A 21,353-nucleotide genomic window follows, 5' to 3' on the forward strand; every position below is an offset into this window, starting at 1 on the left:
CCGGGGAGTTATGCCGACGAAGGCCCAATACGGCCCAAATGGGCATCCTTGAAGACAAAGCGCGGGCACGGCTATTTTACAAGTACCTCTCGAAAGTGTACGACCGCGTAAACCCCTTCATCTGGAACGAGCGGATGCGCACCGACGCGCTCGAACTCCTCGACATCGGCACCGACGATCGAGTTCTCGACGTCGGGTGTGGTACGGGGTTCGGGACCGAGGGCATCCTCGAACACACTGACGACGTCTACGGGCTCGATCAGAGCCCCCACCAACTCGCCAAGGCCAGAGAGAAACTCGGTGACGGGCCCGCCCAGTTTTGCTTTGGCGACGCCGAACGCCTCCCGTTCGAGGCGGACACCTTCGACGTGGTCTGGTCCTCGGGTTCGATCGAGTACTGGCCCAACCCCGTCACGGCACTTCGGGAGTGTCGGCGCGTCGCCCGTCCCGGCGGGCAGGTCCTGGTCGTCGGCCCGAACTACCCCGGGTCGTCGATCTTCCAGAAACTCGCCGACGCGATCATGCTGTTTTACGACGCCGAGGACGCTGACCGGATGTTTGCCGAGGCCGGCTTCGAGGATGTCGAACACGTCACGATGGGACCGGGGTACAACTCCGAAATCGCGATCACGACCGTCGCGCGCGTTCCGGCGTGAGTCTGCTCGGGCGCCCGGCAGGGACACGCGTCCTCGAAATGGTGGCGGCCACGGCTACTCGGCCGTCGTTTCCAGCCTCGCGAGCACGTTGGTCTCCTCGGTGACAGTCACTGTCACCGTCGCGCCGTCCGTGAGCAGCGGGTTGTTCGTCGAGGCGAGTTCGAGCCTGGCGGTCTCGCCGGCGGTCCAGGGCCCGGTCGTCTTGCTGTTGAACGCGCCAGTTGGGCCACTCACGAACCCCGTCGCGGCGAAGAATGGAACCGGCGGCTGGTGGGTAAGATCGGTCCCGTCGATGGCGATATTCACGTCGATGGCCGCCGGGTCGAGGGCGTCGCCACCCTCGTGGGTGAGGGCGACGGCATCACTGGCCGCGTCGGCGTTCGCCGAGAGCTGTACTGTCGCCCCCGGGTCGGGTGTGGTTGTCCCGAGTGCCATCGTCCCGACCGTTGCCGCGAGCAGCACGGTCAGGGCAACGACCAGGACGATGCCGACGACGGGCGAGACGGCACGATCAACCATCGCGGAGACCTGGCTGCGCGATCGTATATAAACTCACGAACGACACAGCGTGGGGTCAGCCCGTCACGATCCGATCGTGATCGAGACGGTCGTCCCGTCCGGTCGCCGGGCCGTGATCGTCCGTGTTTCGTTCGCATCGAGCAGCCACAGGCGACTGCCGATCGTCGACCGCTTCACCCGTTGCGCTTCGACTGTGATGTCGGCGATCACCTGCTCCCCGGTCGTCGCGTTTCTCACGGTGACGGTTTTCGGTCCGATAGCTGTCGTGTTCACCTGGATCAGGAGCTCCCCCGTCGTGTTCGTCGCGACGGCTTCCGTGGGGAGGCTGGACAAGCGGAGCTGTTGGACCTCATAGAAGACGTTCGTCGTCCGGCCGTCGAGATACGTTCTGAGGTCGCCGTGGCTGTGGGTCAAATCGACGCCGTAGACCGTCGAGTCCCCGAAGCCGGTCACGCTCAGCCCAGAGATCATGTTGTCGGCGGCCCACGGGTACGTCTCCTGGGCGCGCTGGTAGGCCCGTGACAATGCTGAGCTGTCCCCCTCGACGAACTTGTTGGGGCCGGACTCCGCCCGCTCGTTCCAGAGCGTCGCCTCGCGGACGAATGTCCCTCCATCGTCGATTGTCGTGAGAACGACGCCGCTATCGCCACCCTGAACGCCGATCGACCGCGAAGGCGCTGTTCCAGCGAGGCTCGCCGCCATCCGTTCCGTAACGGGCCCTCTCAGCGTGATCAACTCACCGTCGATGCCAGCCAGCTGCCCGGTGGCATCGGCCGAAAGTGAGAGGGTCGAGGACTGCTGGACGACTGTTTCGACGACGGCTGCGCGCTCGTCGACACCCTCAGCAGCGGCGCGAATACGGGCGAGTTCACGGAAGAGCCCGGCACTACCGATCTCGCCCTGCGCGAAGGCACGGAGTGCGTCCTGGCGTTCTGTCTGGAGTCTCGATGTCCGTGTTTCGAGTCGATCGAGGGTCTCCTCGACGACTGTCCGCTTGGCCGACTCGTTGTCGGCGGACTCGAACGAATTGCCGAACTGTCCCGTCTCAACGGTTGTTTGTAGCTGTTCCTGGTCGCCGGCAAGCGCGCCCGCAAGGTCGGCTGTCGCTTGCTGACGCGTCGGGCTTCCATCGGGCACGACAAGCCGGCCGACAGTGTCGTTCCCGGGCGTCACCGAATACGGCATTTCGGGACTGTCACCGACTGTCGTGGCCACTGCCGAACCCACGCCGAAGACTGTCACGACCGTGAGGAGGGCCACGAGGAGCGTGACGATATGCGGGGGCCTGCGCATCGGATATGTGTTTGAGACCACAACACAAAAACCCATCTACCTCCAGTTATGACGTGTGTCTGACGCCCTGAGACGGGGCGATACCTTTCATCAAGGCAGCTAACGTTTTATTTGTGGATGGAAAGGGTTTTGGACTCGGCCCGACACTGCAACGACATGTCCCCGTCGATGCGACTCGTCGCTGCGTTTCTTGCTCTCCTCGCGATAGTGGCTGGTAGTGTCGTCGTCGGGGCCCAATCGGGAGATGTCTCCGACCAATCGACGGCCAACGTTTCGGTCAACGTTTCGACAACGATGTGGATCGAACTGGGAAGCGGTGGCGACGCCCACTGGAACGTCTCGTTGCTCGCCACACTGCCGGACCAGGAGGCGGTCGATTCGTTCCGGGAACTCGGAACTTCCTTCGAGGCGAACGAAAGCGAGATCCTCTCGTCGGCGACGTTTCGCCGGTACGTCGAGATCGCGGACAATTCCACTGGCCGGGACATGCGACTCACCGGCATCGAACGGACAGCTACCGTGGCAAACACGACCGGCCGCCTCGAACTGTTGTTCACCTGGGAGAACTTCGGCCGGCGTGATGGATCGACGGTCCACGTTGCGGATGCCTTCACCGGATCGGACGGGCTGTGGTTACAGACGTTGAGTGCCGATCAGCAACTGGTCTTTTCGGTGCCCGAGTCCTTCGATATCACGAGCGCGCCCAAGGGGTACACGAACCGGACGATCCGGTGGGAGGGACCGACGGAGTTCGAACCGGGGGACTTCGAGATCACGTACGACGTCACTCCCTCGTCGACGACGGCCACTCCCCCAACCCAGGACCCGACGACATCGACGACGGGAACGACGGATGCGGGTCCCACCCAGAGCGGTGGCGTTCCGGCGCTCGCGATCCTCATTGGCGTGATCGTCGCCATCGCCGTCGGTGTGTATCTCTTCCGGAACGTCGGGGACCTCTCGACCCCGGATCGGCCCACCGGGGGTGACGGGATAGCCGCCGAGACGGCTGACGATCGACCGGCCGATTCGACGGCGACGCCACCGCCCGGATCGAGTGACGAGCAGGCACAGACGGACGCGACTGCCGACGACCAGCCCCCTCTGGACCGGGAACTGCTCAGCGACGAGGAGTACGTCGAAGCACTCTTAGATCGCAACGGCGGGCGGATGAAGCAGGCGAACATCGTCACGGAAACCGGGTGGTCGAACGCGAAAGTCTCGCAGTTGCTCTCGACGATGGCCGAGGAGGGCCGCGTCGAGAAACTCCGCATCGGGCGGGAGAACCTGATCTCGTTCCCGGACGAGGACGGGGAGACCGAGGAGTGATCGTCGCGGCTTGATCGCCGACCCGAACGACATCGTGGATTCGACCGGCGCGAGACAGACACGCTGCGGTCGTCACGTACTTGTCCCACCAACGCCTAGGACGGCCGATGGAGTACCTGGAGCGACGGCGGGGGCTCATCGAAACGCGACTCGAAGATGTCCTCGCGTCGGTCGACCCGGCCGAACTGTCGAGCGAACTCGAAGACGTCGTCCTCGCAGGTGGCAAGCGGGTTCGCCCAACGGTCGCGCTGCTGGTCTGTGAGGCCGTCGGCGGCGAACCCGAGGACGCTGTCGATTTTGCGGTCGGCGTCGAGCTCGTCCACAACGCGTCGCTGGTCGTCGACGACATCATCGACGAGTCCGACCGCCGGCGTGACTCGCCCAGTGCCTGGTCCGCATTCGGACATGGGCCGGCACTGATCGCCAGCGACGGGCTGATCGGCGAGGCGTTCGCGCTGTTCTCGACTGACGAACGCGCGATGCGCGCCGTCTCGGAGGCGATGGTCGAACTCGGCGAAGGTGAAGCGACCGAACTCGCCGCGATGCCCGACTCCGAGGACGCCTACCGGCAACTCGCCCGCCGAAAGACCGGCGCACTGTTCCGTGCGGCGGCCGAACTCGGGGCAATCGCGGCCGACGCCGACGCGCGTACTGTCGAAGCGTTCGGGCAATACGCCGAACAGGTGGGTATCGCCTTCCAGATCCGCGACGACGTCCTCGACGCGACGGCCGACGCCGAGCAACTCGGCAAGCCGGCCGGTCACGACGCGGCAATGGACCGTCCATCGATCGTCCAGGTGACCGACCTCTCGCCGGCGGAGGCCACCGAGCGCGCCCGCAGCGAGGCCGACGCCGCCCTCGAACTCCTCGATACCGTTCCCGTCGAAGACGAGCAGGCCGTCGAGTATCTCCGCGATCTGGCGAATTTCGTCGTCGAACGTGAGCGGTGAGGGCTGCGCCGGACCGCCCACTCCTCACTCGAGTTTGCCGTTGAGAACCTTTGCCGCCGTGAGGATGGGGTCCCACGTCGGCCCGAACGGCGGCGCATACGAAAGATCGAGATATTCGACATCCTCGACGGTCAACCCCGACTGGATGGCCGTCGCGATCGGATCGATCCGCTTGGCGACACCCTCACGGCCGACGATGCTCGCGCCGAGGACGTGCCCCGTCTCCCTATCGCCGACCAGCGTGATCTCGATCTCCGACCCGCCGGGATAGTAGTGTGCCCGGGAAGCCGACGTGATCGACACTGATACTGGGTCGAAGCCGGCGTCCCGCAGTTCCCGCTCGTCGAGAATCCCCGTCCGGGCGACGGCCAGGTCAAACGCCTTGAGGACGGCCGTGCCGGCGATGTCGCCGACAGGCGTGGGATCGCCGCCGACCGTCGCGCCGACGGCCCGCCCGGCGCGGTTGGCCGTCAGCGCCAGCGGGACGTGGGCCGGTTCGTCCGTGACTGCGTGGCTCATCTCCGCGCAGTCGCCAGCCGCATAGACGGCGTCGTCGCTGGTTCGGCCGTATTCGTCGGTTTCGATCGCGCCCGTCGGCCCCAGGTCGATCCCCGTCTCCTCGGCCAGTTCGACGTTCGGTTCGACGCCCGCGGCGACCAACACCGCGTCCACCGGAACGGCCCCGGCGTCGGTGCGGACCGTCTCGACCCCTCCATCTCCTTCGAGGGCCTGGACGCGCGTCCCGGTTCGCACATCGACACCGTTGTCTTCGAGTTCGTCCTCGACCGTTTCCGCGGCTGCCGTGCCGAAGGGCGGGAGGACGTGTTCGCGCATCTCGAACAGCGTCACGTCGAGGTCGCGACCCCGGAAGGCCTCGGCCATCTCGATGCCGATGTAGCCGCCGCCGATCACGCCGATCCGGTCGTACTCGGCCGCCGCAAGTGCTTCCTTGAGCTCCCGCCCCGCGTTCATCTCCTGGAGCGTGAAGACGTTCCCGGCGTCCAGACCGTCGATCGGCGGTTCGAGCGCACCCGCTCCCGTGGCGATCAGGAGGTCGTCGTAGCCGATCCGGTAGGACTCGCCGTCGTCGGTCTCGACCATGACTTGCTGTCGATCGCGGTCGATCCCCGTGGCTTCATGCCCTGTCCGGAGGTCGATGTCCCGCTCCTCCCGGAAGCGTTCGGCCGGGATCGCGATGAGATCGTCGAGGGAATCGATCTCACCCTTGACGTAGTAGGGGAGGCCACAGGCCCCGTAGGATACCCACTCGCTCCGTTCGAGGACCACTACCTCGCGGGCAGGAGCCTCGCGTTTGGCCTTGCTGGCCGCGCTCATTCCTGCCGCATCGCCGCCGATAACCACAAACGCCTCGGTCATATTTCAGCTTCGGCTCCGAACCCATAAAGAATTGTGGTGACCGCACAAACCCAAATACCCGAATTCCGATCTGAACGCTGGCTGGAGGTCTTCGAGCGGATCACGCCCGAGATAGGGAGATACTCGAAGGGGGCCACGCCCGAGCAGGTGGACCTGGTAGTGGGGACCGAAGGAACCGCCCGCGTCACCCGCTGCTCACCGGGCGGGGCAAGCGAACGCGATCCTCACCGGGCGACGACCAGTTTCCTGTTCATTCCCAGGGGGCGTCCGGACCGCCCTGCTCCGGCGGTTCGTCGTCGTCCGGCTTCCTGTTCTCCGTCGAGAGGTCTGGTTCGTCGATCCGCTCCCCATCCTCATCTCTGTCATCGAACGGCGGGAGCTTCTCCTCCATCACGCTCCGATAGTAGATGGTCCAGAGGAATCCGATCACCAGCGAGAAGACGAGGAGTTCCGTGACCGTTATGTCGTAGGTGAGGGCGACGTATCCGCCCGAGAGAACGACGCCCCAGTTGTACACGAAGATGGTGAGATCGCCACGGTCGATGTCCATGCACGGTACTGGCGCGACCGTCCACAAATGCGTGTCGGTACTTTTCGACGGGATCTCGGCCAATTCCGACTATTTCCCGCCGTCAGTGATCGCCGTCGTGGCCGATCGGCTCACCCGGATACGCCTTCTCGCCGGCCTCGACCCGGACGTCGAGCCAGTTTGCCATCGGGATCAGCGGACACTCGTAGGCGGCGTTGTAGGCACACGTCGGGTTATACGCCTGATTCAGGTCGAGGATCCAGGTCCCGTCGGCCGTCTGATGGCGGTCGGGTTCGAGGTCGAGATATCGACCGGCCCCGTAGGTCTCCTCGTCGTTGGTCTCGTCTCGGAACGGGACCCAGAAGCGATCCTCGCCGGCTGCCGGTTTGTACGCCTGGAGGGTGACCACTTCGCCGTCGACATCGAAATTGAACTCGCCCCACCGGACGTATTCTTGACTCCCGTCGGCGGTCGTCTCGACGGTCACCGACTCCTTGTCGTCGTGTTCGTCCAGGGGCAGTTCGTACCGATAGGCCGGGTCGACCGCGAAAAAGTCCAGCCCGGCAAAGTCGGCGTGTTGCGGGACGGGCGATCGCGGGTGTTCGGCGAAATACGTCTCCTTTTCGGCTCGCTGCTCGCGGATCCGCTCGGCGTAGTCCTCGTCTGTCATCGTCGGAACTTGGACGCGGGGACACATAATGGTATTGCGTGACTTCGACAACACCGGTGGCGCCGCGCAGGTACCCAGATCCGGGCGCCAGAGCGCGGTCGCCGCGCTACTGCTGGAGGCGACTCAGCCACTGTCCGACCCGGCCCGAACTACCCGTGATCAGGCGGTCGGAGTTGAACACCCGGATCGCCAGGTAGATCATGGCGGCGGCGAAGATCGCCTCGTAGACGATCCCGCCGAACACCATCGTCGTGTCGTTCAACAGCAGTCGTTTGGGTGCGATCGTCGGGTGCGTGAACGGGATCGCCAGCAGGATCGCCCGGATCGGCAGCGACAGCTGGGCGACGTCGGTGAACATCGTCGCCAACATCGGGACAATTGCCAAGATAGAGATCGGGAACAACAACATCTGGGCGCCCTGGCGGTCACCGGCGAACACTCCCAGGAGGAGCGCCAGCGCCAGAACACCGACCAGCGAGAGGAACAGCGAGACACCGATGATCGCGTAATCGGTGATTCCCAGGCTCAGCGCCGTACTCGCCGCGCCGTCGCTGAACGACGACTGGTAGTAATAAAAGGAGACGGTGTACAACGCTGCGCCGAGCAGTCCGATCGAGGCACTACCGATCAGCTTCGCGGCCACGATCGTCGAGCGCTTGACCGGCATGGTTAGCAGGGTTTCCAGCGTCTTGTTCTCCTTTTCGCCCCCCATCGAATTGATCACCATCTGGCCCGAAAAGAGGATGACAAACATGATCACGACGGGAATGAGAATGAACTGGGTGGCGAAGCTTCCCGACAGACTGGCGGGTGAGGTCCCGTTGAGGGTCTTGTCTTCGAGATAGGTCGTATGCTCCGGCTGAATCGGATTGAGCATCGCGGGGGTCGTGCCGGTGACGTTTAGCGTCAGGGCGGTGCCTGCCCGCCCGATCTGTTGATCGATCTCTGCCGAGGAGGTGATCCCCGAGAGGCTGAGTGAGCGAACGACCGAGTGGACGCCGACGTCGCCGACCGTCCCCTGTCGGATCCGTTCGGTGAAGCCATCGGGGATGACGATCAGGGCATCCCCACCCGCGTCGGAGACGGTCTCCATCGCAGTCGATGGATCGCCCGACTCGGCGTAGTAGACGACTGAGGCATTCTGTGAGAGCGAGGCGTTGACCAGGTCGCCGTACTGCCCGTCGTCCTCGTGGATGATCCCGATTGCGGGCTCGCCGTCCGCGCCGTCCTCGATGCCGCCGATCCCTTGCCCCATCGCGACGAAGATGATGGGGATCATCAGGATCGGCAGGAGATACCGCGGCCGGAGGAGTTCCCGGGTTTCCTTCCAGAGGAGCCGCCAGAAGTGGTTCATGCGACCGCCTCCAGGAAGGCCTCCTCTAGGTTCTCGACGCCGTAGCGCTCGACCAGTTCGGCCGGCGGTCCCTCGGCGACGATCTCGCCCTCGTTGAGCAAGCCGATCCGGTCACAGAGGTATTCGACCTCGAGCATGTTGTGGCTCGATAAGAGGACGCTTCGATCCGTGCCGGGGAAGTCCTTGATGATGTCCCGGATCGCCCGGGCGTTCTCGACGTCCAGTCCCGACGTCGGCTCGTCTAAGATCGCCAGATCGGGCTCGGTCATGATCGTACTCGCAAGCAGAAGCTTGCGGGTCATCCCCTTCGAGTACTCGCTGGTCTTGCTCCCGATTCGATCGCCGAGATCGGCGATCTCGACGCCCCGGTCGACGAGTGCTGTCGGACTGTCGCTGTAGAAGTCCGCCACGAACTCCAGATACTGTCGGCCGGTGAGATTGTCGTACGAGCCGGCGTCCTCGGGAAGATATCGGATCCGCTTTCGTACCTCGTTGGGCTCGGCCTCGACGTCGGTGCCGAAGACAGTCACGTCGCCGCCACCGACCGTCAACAGCGTCGCGAGCGTCCGGAGGGTCGTGCTCTTGCCCGCGCCGTTTGGCCCGACGAGCCCGTATATCTCGCCCGGCTCGACGGTAAAGGAGACGTCGCGGAGGGCCTGTACGTCGCCATATCGTTTCTCCAGCTCGGAGACCGTCACGGCTGATTCTGCCATCGTCGGCTACGTCACACCACTGTTAAATGATAATACCGGTTTCGTCAGGTGACGCCGGTTCCCTCACCGCACAGCCCCGTCACACCACGTCCGGCCGCACTCGAAACCGCTGGTAGCCGCCGTGGGAGAGTTCGAGCGCGCCGAGCCACCAGTTCCAGCGCTCGATCAGATCGGACTCATCGGGTGCATCGTTCAGGTTGTCGACGACGATCTCGACGGTCAGCGGCCCCTCGAAGTCGGCTGCGTACTGCGCGGAGTCGGCCAGATCCGTCGCCTGCCGGGCGACGATCCGGGCGGTTTCCGGCTCGGTGTCGAAGGTTTCGACCAGTTGGGCTTCGAGTTTCCTCCGGTCCACAGCGGATGTTGATCGAGCGCCGACTTCAAGAACTCGAAATTCGTTCGCCAGCCCGACGGGAGCGCCATTCCGGACTCGGGGCCGTCAGTCGTGGCCGACGATCGGCTGTGGCTCGTAGGGTTCTTCGAGATACTCGACGTCAGAATCCGAGAGGTCGATCTCCATGGCTTCGACGGCGTCCTCTAAGTGTTCGACGCTGGTCGTGCCGACGATCGGCGCGGTGACGTACTCGTTTTGATACTGCCAGGCCAGCGCGATCTGGGCCATCGTCACGCCGTAATCGTCGGCGAGTTCCTCGACGCGTTCGTTGATCTCGCGACCGCCGCCGCGGGTGTACTCGTCGGTCGGGTTGTGGAAGTTCTCGGGGTCGCCACGCTCGGTGGCTTCGAGTTCGTCGATCGGGCGCGTCAGGAAGCCCTGGCCCAGCGGCCCCCACGGGATGACGCCCATGTCCTCCTTCTCGGTGAGGGGGAGCATTTCGCGTTCCTCCTCGCGATAGGCCAGGTGGTAGTGGTTCTGCATCGTCTCGTAACTCACGAGGTCCTCGCGCTCGCTGGTCCGGAGTCGCTCGGAGAGCTGGTGGGCGAACATCGAGGAGGTGCCGACGTGGCGAACCTTGCCGGCGCGAACGGCATCGTCGAGGGCGCGGAGCGTCGTCTCCGGTGGGGTGTTGGGGTCGACACGGTGGGTCTGGTAGAGGTCGATCGTGTCCATGCCGAGCCGATCCAGGCTCGCGTCGAGTTCCTGCTGGATCGTCTTCCGGGAGAGCCCGGCGGCGTTGGGCGTGTCCTCGCCGACGGGGAAGCGGACCTTCGACGCGACGACCTGCTCGTCGCGGTCGTAGTCGGCGAGGACGTCCCCGAGGATCTCCTCGCTCTCGCCCGCTGAGTAGGCGTTTGCGGTGTCGAAGAAGTTCACGCCCAGATCGATCGCCCGCTCGATGATCTCGCGACTCTCTTCTTCGTCGAGCATCCAGGGCTCCTCGCTGCCGAAGCTCATGGCCCCGAGACAGAGCTGACTGACCTCCATCCCCGTCGAGCCGAGTGTGGTGTATTCCATGCCCTCTGGGATATGAGCGGGCAGTTCAAATGATTTATGCCTGCTGAACTGTCTCTTCGCACGTTTCGGCGAGATCTGTTGTCATCTCCTGGCGCTGTCGAACATACGACACTCGAAGTGAACGTTAAGTCCGCCGGCGACGTACTGTCGGTGAGACGATGCCTTCGAAACCCAACCCCTTCGACGAGATCGAGCGGATGTTCGACCGGATGAGCGACCAGTTCGAAGCCCTGGATCCGACAGAGGTCGCCGGCGCGGTCACCGGTTCGGCCGGCGGGATCGCCGTCGATGTCGTCGACGAGGGCGACCGGTTCGTCCTCACGGCCGACGTGCCGGGCTACGACAGCGACGACATCGACGTGACACTGCCTGACCCGACGACGGTGCGAATCAGTGCCGAGCGCACCGACGAGAGTGGATCCGAGCACGGCGAGCCCGAGGAGGGCGTATTCATCCGGCGCGAACGCCGCCGGACGGCGACGAGTCGAACGGTCTCGCTGCCCGGCCCCGTCGAGGAGGACGGCACGGCGGCGAGCTATCAGCACGGGGTTCTCACGGTCGAACTCCCGAAGGAGCGACCCGACGCCGACGATAGCCGGACGATCCCGATCGAGTGATCCCGGACCGTCGAAACAGTGTGGATCCGGCCCGGCCGATTCAGGGTTCCGGCGGTTCGCCGTCGTAGGCGTCCATGTCGGCGTAGAAGTTGAGCAATCCGAACTTGAGTTTGTCCGGATCGACGTCGATCATCTCGCCGCGCTCGACCGGCGGGAAGGTGCCCCGGACGGCGTACTCCGGGGACTCGATCTCGGCTTTTTCGGTGTAGCGCCGATCGACCAGTACCCGCGCACCGAAGTCATCGGGCGAGCGGACGACCCGTCCCATTGCCTGGCGCGTCTTGCGGATCGTCGGGATCTCGACGGCGTAGCGCCACCCGGCCTCCTCGGCGTCGAAGGCCCCATCGTAGACGTCCTGGACGGCATCCATCCGGTCGTCGAGGTAGGGATAGGGGACGCCGACGACAAGGACCGTCCGGGCGTCGTCACCGTCGTAACTCACGCCCTCGCCGAGGGTGCCCCACAGCGAGGTGAAGAGGACGCCGTTCTCTCCCTCGGTGAAGGTCTCGCGCAGTTCTTGGGCGCGGGTGCCCGGTTCGTCGAGGTATTTCGTCGCCTCGACGTCGACCCGATCGTGGTAGCGCTCGGCCTCCGCATAGCTGGGGAAAAACGCGAGCGTGTTGCCGGGCGTCAATCGGACGGCGTCCTCGACGACACTCGCGACGGTGTCCTGGAGTTCGGGGTCGTCCCGCCGGCTGGCGAACAGCGACGGGACATCGACGGCGTAGGTCCGGCGGCGCTCCTCGGGAAACTGCGGGCCGTAGGCCATCGTCTCCGGGTCGTCCAGCCCCAGGACGTCCTCGGTCACGTCGAAGGGGCGTAGGGTTGCGCTCATCAGCACCGAGGCGTAGAGATCGTCGAACAGTGTCCGCGTCACCCGCTCGGGGATGGCCGTGTAGAGTTCCGCCCGGCCGTAAAGATCGCCGTCCCCGTCCTCCCGCCGGACACTGACGACTGGATACAGGCCGGTCTGCTCGCCGTCTTCGAACCACCCGTCGAAAAAGGTGGCCGCCTGGAGCGTGGGACACTCCTTGCGGACACTCGTTTCGCCGTCCTTGTAGGCCTCGTCGTACTGCTGGTCGAGGGCCTGCCCGAGCGCGACGGCTTCCTCTAAGTCCTCGTGGACGCCTTGTCCGGTGTAATTTTGCAGGATCGACAGCGTGAGGTCGTCCCGGCGGTCGTCGTTGTCGATCGCGAGGTCGGTCCAGTCTTCGTCGATCGTCTCGCGCTCGCCGAACCCGAGCGCGTCGTCGTAGGTCTCCCGGAGGGCGGTCAGGATCGTCTCGAGGACGTTTCCCGCCGGGCCGGCACGGGGATCATCGACATCTTCGAGTTCTTCGAGTGCCCGTTCGAGCGTCGGTTCGGCCAGCGTCCGGCGGGCGTGCTCGCGAGCCGCGTCCTCGACGTTGTGGGCCTCGTCGAAGACGGCGATCACGTCCTCTGGATCGCGGCCGAGCCACCGGAAGAACTGCTCGCGGATGAACGGATCCAGCAGGTGATGGTAGTTACAGATGACCAGATCGACGCCGTCGATCCCCTCTTTCAGGAGCTCGTACCCACAGAGCCCCTGGCGTTCGGCGTACTCATAGACCTGATCGGGCGTGCGAACGTCGTCGTACAGCCACGCGTAGAACTCGTCGGTATCGGTCGTGAGATTCCGATAGTAGTGGTCGCAGGTCGCCTGCTCCTCTTTGAGCGTCTCGATCTCCTCGGCGACCGCGTCGAGTTCGTCCATGACTGCTGAGCGTGCTTCGGCAGCCTCGCTGTCCCCTTCTTGACTCGCGTCCAGAAGTTCGCGCTGGCGACGCTCCAGCTCGGCCTGTTCGGCTTCGCTGTCGACGAGATCGCGAGTCGTCTCCCGCAACGCCTGACACTCCTCGTAGCCCACGTCGATGTGACACATCGAGCCTTTCCCGCGGAAGACGGCCGCCCGGATCGGCTCTTGTTCCGTGATCTGGCGCGCGTCCGCCACGAACTGGCGCATCTGCTGGTGGACGTTGGTCGTGATCACGACTGTCTTGTCCGTCCGGCGGGCGAACTCCAGGGCCGGCGTCAGGGCCGCGAGGGTCTTGCCCGTCCCTGTCGCCCCCTCCAGCAAGACGTCCGATCCATCTTCGAGTGCGTCCCCGATGCCCTCGATGGCCTCACGCTGGTGGTCGTATGGCTCCTCGTAGGGAAAGAACCGTGCGTAGTCGGGATCGGACGCCACGGGCAGTGCTTGGTCGCTGGGGGCCAAAAGCGTTCGCTCGATGGTTTCCGGTTGGTCCTATTCGGCCAGTCCGATTATCAGCCAAGATACTCCCGCCCGAACGCTTATTGAAGCACTCTGGGAACTGTCGACTATGGCTACAGAAGTGGTCGAAGAAGCGGACTGGTACCGGATCGAATACGACGACGACATTGACGCGCTCATCCACACCTGGACGATGTTTTCGAGCGGCGAGCAGTTCCGGGAAGGTGCGAACGCGCTGTACGAGGCCCTCAAAGCGTACGACGTCTCGAAGGAGATCATCGACACCCGGGAGGTCAAGGCACACGACGAGGAGGACAAGCAGTGGCTCCAGGAGGAGTGGATCCCGAAGATGGTTGATGCCGGCATGGAGTACTCCGCGAACGTGCACCGAGAAAGTGTCATCGCGGAGATGGACATGCAGGAGACCGTTGATCCGCTCTCCGATCTCCCGTTCGAGAACATGATGACCGACGACATGGACGAAGCCCGCGAGTGGCTCGCCAAGCAGTAGTCAGATCCACCCGCGTGACCTCGCCCATGGATCGCCCCTTCTCGATGAGTCCACTCCGTGTGAAGATCGGGGCGCGTTCGACCGGGTAGTCTTCTCCTTGGGATACGCAACCGGCAGGTGAATCGATATTCTTCGGACGTGTCAGGGGGAGATATCACCCGAATATCAGATACGATATTTTGGGGGATGGATTTAATACTTGAATCTAGGATGGTTAGATTATGTCGGTAGAGACACTCAGAGATGAGGATACGCACACGATCGAATACGACGATGAACTGAATGCACTCATCCACACCTGGAACACGTTTTCGAGCGGTGAGACGTTCCGTGAGGGTGCCAACGAGTTGCTTTCCGTCTTTACGGAGCGCGACGTTTCGAAACTGATCATCGACACGACCGAAGTCAAAGCCCACGACGAGGAGGACAAGCAGTGGCTGCAGGAAGTCTGGCTCCCCAACATGATCGATGTCGGTCTCGCCGCCTCCGTCAACGTTCACCGAGAAAGTGTCATCGCGGAGATGGACATGCAGGAGACTGTCGATCCGCTCGAAGACGAACCGTTCGAGAACTTCATGACCGACGACATGGACGAAGCCCGCGAGTGGCTCGCCGAGCAGTAGACTGGCCACCGTTTACTCCTCGGGGTCGCTTGTGACCCACTCGTCGCAAAAGCTGTCTTGGCGAGCGAAGCGAGTTGGTCCGAGAGAGCGAAGCTCTCTCGTCATCCCGAAAATCTCCGATTTTCGGTGACAAGGCTCGGTAGAGCTTGCTCTACCGGTGGACCAAAAACTTCCGGCTCGCAAGCAAGGCGAGCGAGCAGCGAAACGGCGCTTCGCGCCGTACGATCACCGTCTTTCCCGCAACGCGGCCCGCAAGTCCTCCAGATCCATATCCTTCATCGCGAGCAGCACCAACAAGTGATAGACGATGTCGGCACTCTCGTGGGCGATCTCCTCGCGGTCGTCATCCTTGGCCGCAAGCAATAACTCGGTCGACTCCTCGCCCAACTTCTCCAGAACGGCGTTCTCACCTTTCTCGTGGGTGAACAGCGATGCGGTGTAGGAGTCCTCGGGCAAATTCTCCTTGCGGTCCTCGATCACCGCGAACAGTTCGTCGAGTATCGCCTCGTCGTCGTCGGTCATGCCCGAGTTCACGCGGGGCCGGCCCCTAAGCGCGTCGAAGCGGCCGTCGGGTCAGCACAACCACTCCACTCGTTCAACTCCGCCAGAACGACGGTGTGAAGATCACCAGCACCGAGAGCACCTCCAGGCGGCCGATCCACATCAGGAACGTCATGTAAAGCTTCCCGAGGTCGGAGAATCCCAGGAAACTGTCCATCGGCCCGACGTCGCCAAACCCGGGACCGACGTTGCCAAGCGTGGCGATGGCGACACTCATCGCGTCCAGCCCCGACAGCGTTACTGCGGGCGTCCGGAGGCTGTCCAGATACAGCAGGACCGTCGAGACGACGAAGATCCCCAGGAAGAGCGCGATGAACGCGAAGACGTCCCGGACGGTCTCGTCGTCGACGATCTCCTTGCCAAGCCGGATCGGCCGGACTGCCTCGGGATGGATCGACGTGAACAGCGACCGGTCGATCCCCTTCGTGACCAGCACCCAGCGCACGATCTTGATCGAGCCGGCGGCCGAGCCCGCCGACCCGCCGAGGAAGTACGCGAACAGCAAGGTCGTCTGAGCGACGGGGTGCCAGGTGTTGACGTCCATGCTGGCGTAGCCGGTCGTCGTCACGACGGCGATCGCCTGGAAGAGGCCCTGACGGAGGGCATTCTCGACATTGCCGACGATCGTCCCGACGTTTTCGGGCGTCCCGGCGAGCCCGACGCCGGCGAACAACAGCGCCGAGATGAGGGCTCCCACCCCGGCGACGGCGAGCAGATACGACCGGAACTCGGTGTTGTCGATCAGTTCCCGCGGGTCGCCACGGAGGACGTACCAGAACAGCGCGAAGTTGGTCCCGGCGACGAGCATGAACACCATCACCGCCCACTGGACGGCGGGGACGAACGCCTCCATGCTCTGTCCTTCCGGCGAGAACCCGCCGGTCGGCAGCGTCGTCAGCGCGTGGGCGACCGCGTTGTAGAGGCCCATGTTCGGCGCGATCCCCGCGACGTTGAGCCCGTAGTAGACGAGCGCCGCGAGCACGGTGAACCCGGCGTAGATCCCCCACAGCGCCCGGGCCGTCACCTGGATGCGCGGCGTCAGCTTCTCCAGGGAGAGGCCGGGCGCTTCCTGGTCGATGACCTGCGCGCCGCCGACCGAGAGTTCGGGGAGGATTGCGACCATCAGGACGAGGATACCCATGCCGCCGAGCCACTGGGTGAGTTGCCGCCACAGCATCATCGCGTGCCCGTGGCGGGCGACCGAAATATCCCCAAGGACGGTCGCGCCGGTCGTGGTGAAGCCACTCATGCTCTCGAAGAGGGCGTTGACGGGGGTCGCGACGGTGCCGGTTCCCGCGACGAGATACGGGATCGTCCCCGCGAGCGGGACGACGAGCCACGCGAGGCTCACCAGCAGAAACGCCTCACGGTTGCCGAGGTCGCCCCCGGAATCGACCGCCTCGAGCAGTCCGCCGCCCAGTACCATGACGACGCACGCGACGACGAACGGGAGGGGATCCTCGCCGTAGAACAGCGACAGGACGAACGGCAGCGCGGGTGCGACGCCGATGAACTTCAGAACGGTCCCGACGTAGGCGACGCTCACCCGGTAATCGACGTACGTTCGCACTGACGTGTGTCCCATCGGCCGTTCGACATCCTCGGGCGGGGGATAAATGGCCGTTTCGAACCCGGCGGTTCCGCGACTGCTGTGTCCCGCCCTATGCGCCGTACCCCTCAGCCTCGATCGGCCCGCTGAAGACGCCATAGAGGAACTTGAAGTACCACAGCACGACGACGAGCACCGGGAACCCGAGGACGGTCGTGAGATTGAGCGCCAGCGGCGAGACCACGGCCGTCTCGACGGTCAGCTCCGCCCCCGACGCCGTCGCCGGATAGATCGCGGGGTACAGCAGGAGTGCGACCAGCGCGCTCAACAGTGTGGGGAGGGCAAGCGCGCTCACGAGCCACGCCCGGTAACTGTCACGGAGCGCGAGCACGATCCCCCCGAGGCCCGCGACCACGGAGAGGCCGACGATGGCGACGCCGGGGATCGAGAGGATCGTCCCGGCAGTCCCGCCGGCGTCGGTCACGATCACGACTGCGAGCAGGACGACCACGCCGGCGAGGTATGCGACTGTCGCAAGGATGCCGAGGTCGCGCATCTCGCCGGCGAGCGCGGGGCCGGTCTTGGCCGCTACGAACGCCGCGCCGGTGACCGCCGAGACGGCGACCAGGCCGACGCCCGTCAGGATGGCGGGCAGCGAGATCGCGCCCACGTCGAACACCCACGAGCCAGCCAGCACGCCGAACAGGAACGGCGCGAGCGCGCTACCGCCGACGAACGACCAGTCACAGGCCCGCTGCCAGGACTCGTCTTCACGCTGTTCGCGCAGTTCCGGGCCGACGCCGCGGAACAGGAGGGCGAGCACGAACCCGAGTGCGATCAGGTAGTTGTCGGCGAGCAGTCGCGAGTAGACATCCGGGAACGCCGCGAGCAACATCGTCCCGAACGCGATCAGCCACACTTCGTTGGCGTCCCAGATCGGCCCGAACGCCGCGAGTAACGTCTCCCGGTCGTGATCGTCATCGCGGGTCGCATACAGCATCCCGATCCCGAAGTCGAAACCGTCCAGGACGATGTACATCGTCAGCGCGAACATGACGACGCCGAACCAGACGTCCGGGAGCGAGTCGACGAGGTAGGTATCGACCGGCAACAGCAGCGGCTTAATCATCGCTGGTCACCCCCGGGATCGGCCCGTACCAGTGATCGTCCGGGGCCGGTTCGGCACCCAATTCGTCGAGTTCCCCCTCGATCAGCCACCGGAGGGTGTACAGCGCGGCCACGACGAGGCCGATATAAATGACCACGAATGCCGCCAGACTCAGGGTCGCCTCCGTCGAGGACAGCGTCGAGGAGACGGCCTCGCCGGTCTTGAGTTCACCCTGGACGACCCACGGTTGACGGCCGATCTCGGTGACATACCACCCCGTGAGCAGGGCGGCGTACCCCAGCGGCGACGCGGCGATCATCGCTCGCAGGTACAGGCTGCTGTCGGACAATCGATCGCGATAGATGAGATAGCCACCCCAGAAGGCCAGCCCGATGAACAGGAACCCGAGTCCGACCATGATGCGGAACGACCAGAACACGAGCGGAACTGGCGGGTTCTGTTCGTACTCGTCGAGGCCTTTCACGACCGCGTCGAAGTCACCCCCGCTTGCGAGAAACGACCCGACCCTGGGAAGACTGATCGCAAAGAGATTCTCCTCGCTGGGGTTCATGATCGCGTCAGGGCTCGTCGGGATCGCAAAGAGGTGCAGATCGGCGGTTCCCGTCTCGTAGTGGGCCTCCATCGCGGCGAACTTCTGTGGCTGGGTGTCCTCGACGTGGCGGCCATACGCATCACCGTGGACGGCCTGCAGCGGCGCGGCCACGATCAGGAGGAGGACGGCAATCTTCAGCGCCGTGTGCCAGGCTTTGGCGTCGCGTTTTTTCCAGACGATGTAGGCGGCGACGCCGGCGACCAAAAGCGCCACGGCGATCACTGACGCGTTGATCATGTGGACGTACATCCAGGTCATCCGCGGCGTGAAAAAGGCAGCAATCGGGTCGGTCAGCTTGGCGACTTCCATGCCGTTTCGCGTGATCATCTCGTACCCCTGGGGGGTCTGCATCCAGGCGTTGACGACCAGGATCCAGAAGCCCGAAAGCCAGGCCCCGAAGCCGGTCAGCACCGACGAGAGGAAATAGGTCCGATCGCTGACCTTCTCGCGGCCGAACAGCAACACGCCGAGGAAGACCGCCTCGAGGAAAAAGGCCATCTTCGCCTCGAAGGCCAGCGGCCCGCCGATCAACTCGCCGGCGAGTGCCGAAAAGCCCGGGAAGTTCGTCCCGAACTGGAAGCTCATGGGGATCCCCGTTACCGTCCCCATCACGAACCCGGCGGCGAAGACCTTCAGCCAGAACGACCGTAGCCTGGCGTAGCGCTCACTGCCGGTCCGTACATCTTTCCACGTAAAGTAGATGATGAAGGGCGCGAGTCCGATCGAGAGGGCCGCAAAGAGGATGTGGACGCTGATCGTCCAGCCGAACTGCAATCGGCTTGCGAGTTCGGCTGGTAACAGGAAGAGCCATCCGTCGACGGGTATCCCGGCCCCGAACACGTTCTGGAGTAGCTGGGTAGCTGGCTGCATTCGTTGGCGCGCGGTTCGCTGCCCTCCAGTATAAGTACGGTCCTTCCTCCTGCCCGGTGGAAATAGCCGAACGTATTTTATGGGTCCACAAACAATTCTTGGAAAACCAGCAATTATTGGTGCCTTTCAGTCAGTTTCGAAAAACGCCAGATCGTGGATCCGGTGATCGCCCGTCAACTCCGGGTGGAAGGCGGTCCCGACGACGGGACCGTCCCGGACCGCGACGGGTCGATCCTCCCAGGTGGCCAGCACCTCGGCGTCGCCGACGTCACTGATGGCCGGCGCTCGGATGAACACGGCGTGAAACGGCTCCTCAAGGCCGTCCACGTCGAGCGGGGCTTCGAAGCTGTCCTTCTGTCGGCCGAAGGCATTCCGCTCTACGGTGACGTCGAGCAGACCGAGTGCCTCGACGCGGTCGTCGCCGGTGTCCCGCGCCGCGACGATCAACCCGGCACAGGTCGCGAGTACCGGTTTGCCGGCCCGGACGTGGGTTTTGATCTCCGGAACAATCCCTTCCTCAGTCAGCAGGCGAGAGATCGTCGTCGACTCCCCACCGGGAACCAGTAGGACGTCACAGTCGGGGACGATTCCGGACTCGCGTATCTCGACGACGTCCGCGGGTTCGTCGTGTGCCGCTGCGGCCGCCCTGACGGCGGTCGCGTGTTCGCTGACGTCGCCCTGGACGGCGATCACGCCGGCGGTAAGCGTCATGGTCCAGCCTTGTGGATCGACGGCGAAAAGCGCTCTCTTCCGCGGCCACGTCACGGTGATGTCGTCGGCCGCGGTCGGCGACAAACCCTTGAGTCGAGCCGACACAGGTGAGAGCATGCCACAGCGCGATCCGGTCGAGAACGCCGCCGACGGCTCGATCGATCTGTATGGTATCGCCGACTGGGAGGTCCGTGGGTGGCTGGATCGACTCGCCGTCGCGCTTCACGCGGGCGCTCACACGTTCGCCCGGGTGACGATCGTCATGTTCGCAGTCTCGATTCTCGTCTCACAATTCCTCCTGGGCGGACTCGGCGCGATCACGGATCCGGTCGTAGGGACGGTCACTGTGCTCTCGGTCGTCCCGGCCATCGGCCTGACCGGGTACGTCTGGAACGCCGACGTCACCGATCGCGAACCGCTGGGATTGCTCGTCACGACGTTTCTCCTCGGCGTTCTCTTCGCCGGGTTCGCCGCCGTGATCAACGCGATGTTCGCCCCGACGGCGTTCGTGCTCACTGACGCCTTCGGCGTCGAGGCGCTCGGACTGTTCGTCGTCTTTTACGTGATCGTCGGCCCGGTCGAGGAAGGGGTCAAACTCCTTGCAGTTCGACTGTACGCGTTCAATGATGCCCGATTCAGCGCTGTCGTCGACGGGGCCGTCTACGGCGCGGTTGCGGGGCTGGGCTTTGCGACCATCGAGAACGCGCTGTATATCACCCAGACTGCCGGCGACGTCGGGATGGGGGTGTTCGCCGCCGGCGGTAGTGTCGTGACGGTGCGCGCGCTGGCCGGTCCCGGTCACGTCATCTACTCGGCCTTTGCCGGCTACTACCTCGGCCTGGCGAAGTTTTCCCCGGATCGCGCCGGCCCGATCGTCGTGAAAGGGCTGGTGATCGCCGCCTTCGTCCACGCCACGTACAACGCGCTCGTCTCCGTGCTTCCGGCGTTCGCCGCGGAGGTTCTTGGCATCTCGCCGTTCTTTGCCTTCATCGGCTTCGTGATCCTCTACGATGGACTGTTCGGCTACGTGCTGGTTCGCAAACTCCGGGCCTATCGCCGGGCGTATCAGCAAGCCCTCGCCGGGACTGACCGTCTCCCCGATCCCGAAGTGACTGAATTTGATCCCTGACGGCCCGAAATGGCCGCGTTCGGG

22 protein-coding genes are annotated in these 21,353 nt (G+C 64.3%); 7 read left to right on the forward strand and 15 right to left on the reverse strand.

Translation table 11 applies throughout. From position 1 onward, the window contains the following. Positions 1-38: 38 nt before the first annotated feature. Entirely contained in the window at positions 39-656 is a 618-nt protein-coding gene (locus SVXhr_RS01015) for a methyltransferase domain-containing protein (RefSeq protein ID WP_275738680.1), read from the forward strand. Positions 657-710: 54 nt separating this feature from the next. Here the strand turns inward: SVXhr_RS01015 and SVXhr_RS01020 are convergent, their stop codons facing one another. Together SVXhr_RS01020 and SVXhr_RS01025 are read right to left on the reverse strand one after the other, a co-directional pair. After that, entirely contained in the window at positions 711-1,175 is a 465-nt protein-coding gene (locus SVXhr_RS01020; RefSeq protein WP_275738682.1) for a type IV pilin, read from the reverse strand. A 63-nt stretch (positions 1,176-1,238) separates the two neighbouring features. Next, positions 1,239-2,468, reverse strand: coding sequence for a hypothetical protein (locus tag SVXhr_RS01025; RefSeq protein WP_275738684.1), 1,230 nt, complete (start codon positions 2,466-2,468; stop codon positions 1,239-1,241). A 156-nt stretch (positions 2,469-2,624) separates the two neighbouring features. Here SVXhr_RS01025 and SVXhr_RS01030 point away from each other — a divergent pair, with 156 nt between their 5' ends. Both SVXhr_RS01030 and SVXhr_RS01035 read left to right on the forward strand, forming a co-directional pair. Further along, a complete protein-coding gene (locus tag SVXhr_RS01030; protein WP_275738686.1) occupies positions 2,625-3,797 on the forward strand; it encodes a hypothetical protein in 1,173 nt (390 codons plus the stop codon). A 107-nt stretch (positions 3,798-3,904) separates the two neighbouring features. Beyond that, positions 3,905-4,747 (forward strand): polyprenyl synthetase family protein, encoded by an 843-nt coding sequence (locus SVXhr_RS01035; RefSeq protein ID WP_275738688.1) that lies wholly within the window; start codon positions 3,905-3,907, stop codon positions 4,745-4,747. A gap of 24 nt (positions 4,748-4,771) precedes the next feature. On the opposite strand, the gene SVXhr_RS01040 is transcribed toward SVXhr_RS01035, so the two are convergent. The 7 genes from SVXhr_RS01040 to SVXhr_RS01070 form a co-directional block, all read right to left on the reverse strand. Beyond that, the gene (locus SVXhr_RS01040) at positions 4,772-6,124 is read right to left on the reverse strand and encodes an FAD-dependent oxidoreductase (protein WP_275738690.1); all 1,353 of its coding nucleotides are present in this window, start codon (positions 6,122-6,124) and stop codon (positions 4,772-4,774) included. A gap of 250 nt (positions 6,125-6,374) precedes the next feature. Beyond that, entirely contained in the window at positions 6,375-6,674 is a 300-nt protein-coding gene (locus tag SVXhr_RS01045; RefSeq protein ID WP_275738692.1) for a hypothetical protein, read from the reverse strand. Between the two features lie 82 nt (positions 6,675-6,756). After that, complete coding sequence (locus SVXhr_RS01050) at positions 6,757-7,323, reverse strand: DUF1684 domain-containing protein (RefSeq protein WP_275738694.1); 567 nt, start codon at positions 7,321-7,323, stop codon at positions 6,757-6,759. 106 nt (positions 7,324-7,429) lie between these two features. Then, positions 7,430-8,677: an ABC transporter permease gene (locus SVXhr_RS01055; RefSeq protein ID WP_275738696.1), complete on the reverse strand. Its 1,248-nt coding sequence runs from the start codon at positions 8,675-8,677 to the stop codon at positions 7,430-7,432. Continuing rightward, on the reverse strand, positions 8,674-9,390 hold the full coding sequence (locus SVXhr_RS01060) for an ABC transporter ATP-binding protein (protein ID WP_275738698.1): 717 nt from the start codon (positions 9,388-9,390) through the stop codon (positions 8,674-8,676). Before SVXhr_RS01060 ends, SVXhr_RS01055 begins: the two co-directional genes overlap by 4 nt. Positions 9,391-9,469: 79 nt before the next feature. Beyond that, complete coding sequence (locus tag SVXhr_RS01065; RefSeq protein WP_275738700.1) at positions 9,470-9,745, reverse strand: hypothetical protein; 276 nt, start codon at positions 9,743-9,745, stop codon at positions 9,470-9,472. Between the two features lie 84 nt (positions 9,746-9,829). Then, on the reverse strand, positions 9,830-10,804 hold the full coding sequence (locus SVXhr_RS01070) for an aldo/keto reductase (RefSeq protein WP_275738702.1): 975 nt from the start codon (positions 10,802-10,804) through the stop codon (positions 9,830-9,832). 158 nt (positions 10,805-10,962) lie between these two features. Between SVXhr_RS01070 and SVXhr_RS01075 the strand changes: the two genes are divergently transcribed. Further along, complete coding sequence (locus SVXhr_RS01075) at positions 10,963-11,421, forward strand: Hsp20/alpha crystallin family protein (protein WP_275738704.1); 459 nt, start codon at positions 10,963-10,965, stop codon at positions 11,419-11,421. Positions 11,422-11,461: 40 nt separating this feature from the next. Here the strand turns inward: SVXhr_RS01075 and SVXhr_RS01080 are convergent, their stop codons facing one another. Beyond that, complete coding sequence (locus SVXhr_RS01080) at positions 11,462-13,630, reverse strand: ATP-dependent DNA helicase (RefSeq protein ID WP_275738706.1); 2,169 nt, start codon at positions 13,628-13,630, stop codon at positions 11,462-11,464. Between the two features lie 133 nt (positions 13,631-13,763). Here SVXhr_RS01080 and SVXhr_RS01085 point away from each other — a divergent pair, with 133 nt between their 5' ends. Then, positions 13,764-14,165: a hypothetical protein gene (locus tag SVXhr_RS01085; RefSeq protein WP_275738708.1), complete on the forward strand. Its 402-nt coding sequence runs from the start codon at positions 13,764-13,766 to the stop codon at positions 14,163-14,165. A gap of 221 nt (positions 14,166-14,386) precedes the next feature. Beyond that, a complete protein-coding gene (locus SVXhr_RS01090; protein WP_015789164.1) occupies positions 14,387-14,788 on the forward strand; it encodes a hypothetical protein in 402 nt (133 codons plus the stop codon). A gap of 225 nt (positions 14,789-15,013) precedes the next feature. Here SVXhr_RS01090 and hisE read toward each other — a convergent pair whose 3' ends face one another. The 5 genes from hisE to pdxT form a co-directional block, all read right to left on the reverse strand. Next, positions 15,014-15,310: a phosphoribosyl-ATP diphosphatase gene (gene hisE, locus SVXhr_RS01095; RefSeq protein WP_275738712.1), complete on the reverse strand. Its 297-nt coding sequence runs from the start codon at positions 15,308-15,310 to the stop codon at positions 15,014-15,016. Between the two features lie 73 nt (positions 15,311-15,383). Next, the gene (locus SVXhr_RS01100) at positions 15,384-16,934 is read right to left on the reverse strand and encodes a TrkH family potassium uptake protein (protein WP_275738714.1); all 1,551 of its coding nucleotides are present in this window, start codon (positions 16,932-16,934) and stop codon (positions 15,384-15,386) included. A gap of 76 nt (positions 16,935-17,010) precedes the next feature. Further along, positions 17,011-18,027: a cytochrome d ubiquinol oxidase subunit II gene (locus SVXhr_RS01105; RefSeq protein ID WP_275738716.1), complete on the reverse strand. Its 1,017-nt coding sequence runs from the start codon at positions 18,025-18,027 to the stop codon at positions 17,011-17,013. After that, a complete protein-coding gene (locus tag SVXhr_RS01110) occupies positions 18,020-19,489 on the reverse strand; it encodes a cytochrome ubiquinol oxidase subunit I (RefSeq protein ID WP_275738718.1) in 1,470 nt (489 codons plus the stop codon). Before SVXhr_RS01110 ends, SVXhr_RS01105 begins: the two co-directional genes overlap by 8 nt. 126 nt (positions 19,490-19,615) lie before the next feature. Then, a complete protein-coding gene (pdxT, locus tag SVXhr_RS01115; protein WP_275738720.1) occupies positions 19,616-20,200 on the reverse strand; it encodes a pyridoxal 5'-phosphate synthase glutaminase subunit PdxT in 585 nt (194 codons plus the stop codon). 115 nt (positions 20,201-20,315) lie between these two features. On the opposite strand from pdxT, the gene SVXhr_RS01120 reads away from it, so the two are divergent. After that, complete coding sequence (locus SVXhr_RS01120) at positions 20,316-21,329, forward strand: PrsW family intramembrane metalloprotease (RefSeq protein WP_275738722.1); 1,014 nt, start codon at positions 20,316-20,318, stop codon at positions 21,327-21,329. Positions 21,330-21,353: the final 24 nt, after the last annotated feature.

Source organism: Halorhabdus sp. SVX81 (genome assembly GCF_029207715.1).
Lineage (GTDB): Archaea > Halobacteriota > Halobacteria > Halobacteriales > Haloarculaceae > Halorhabdus.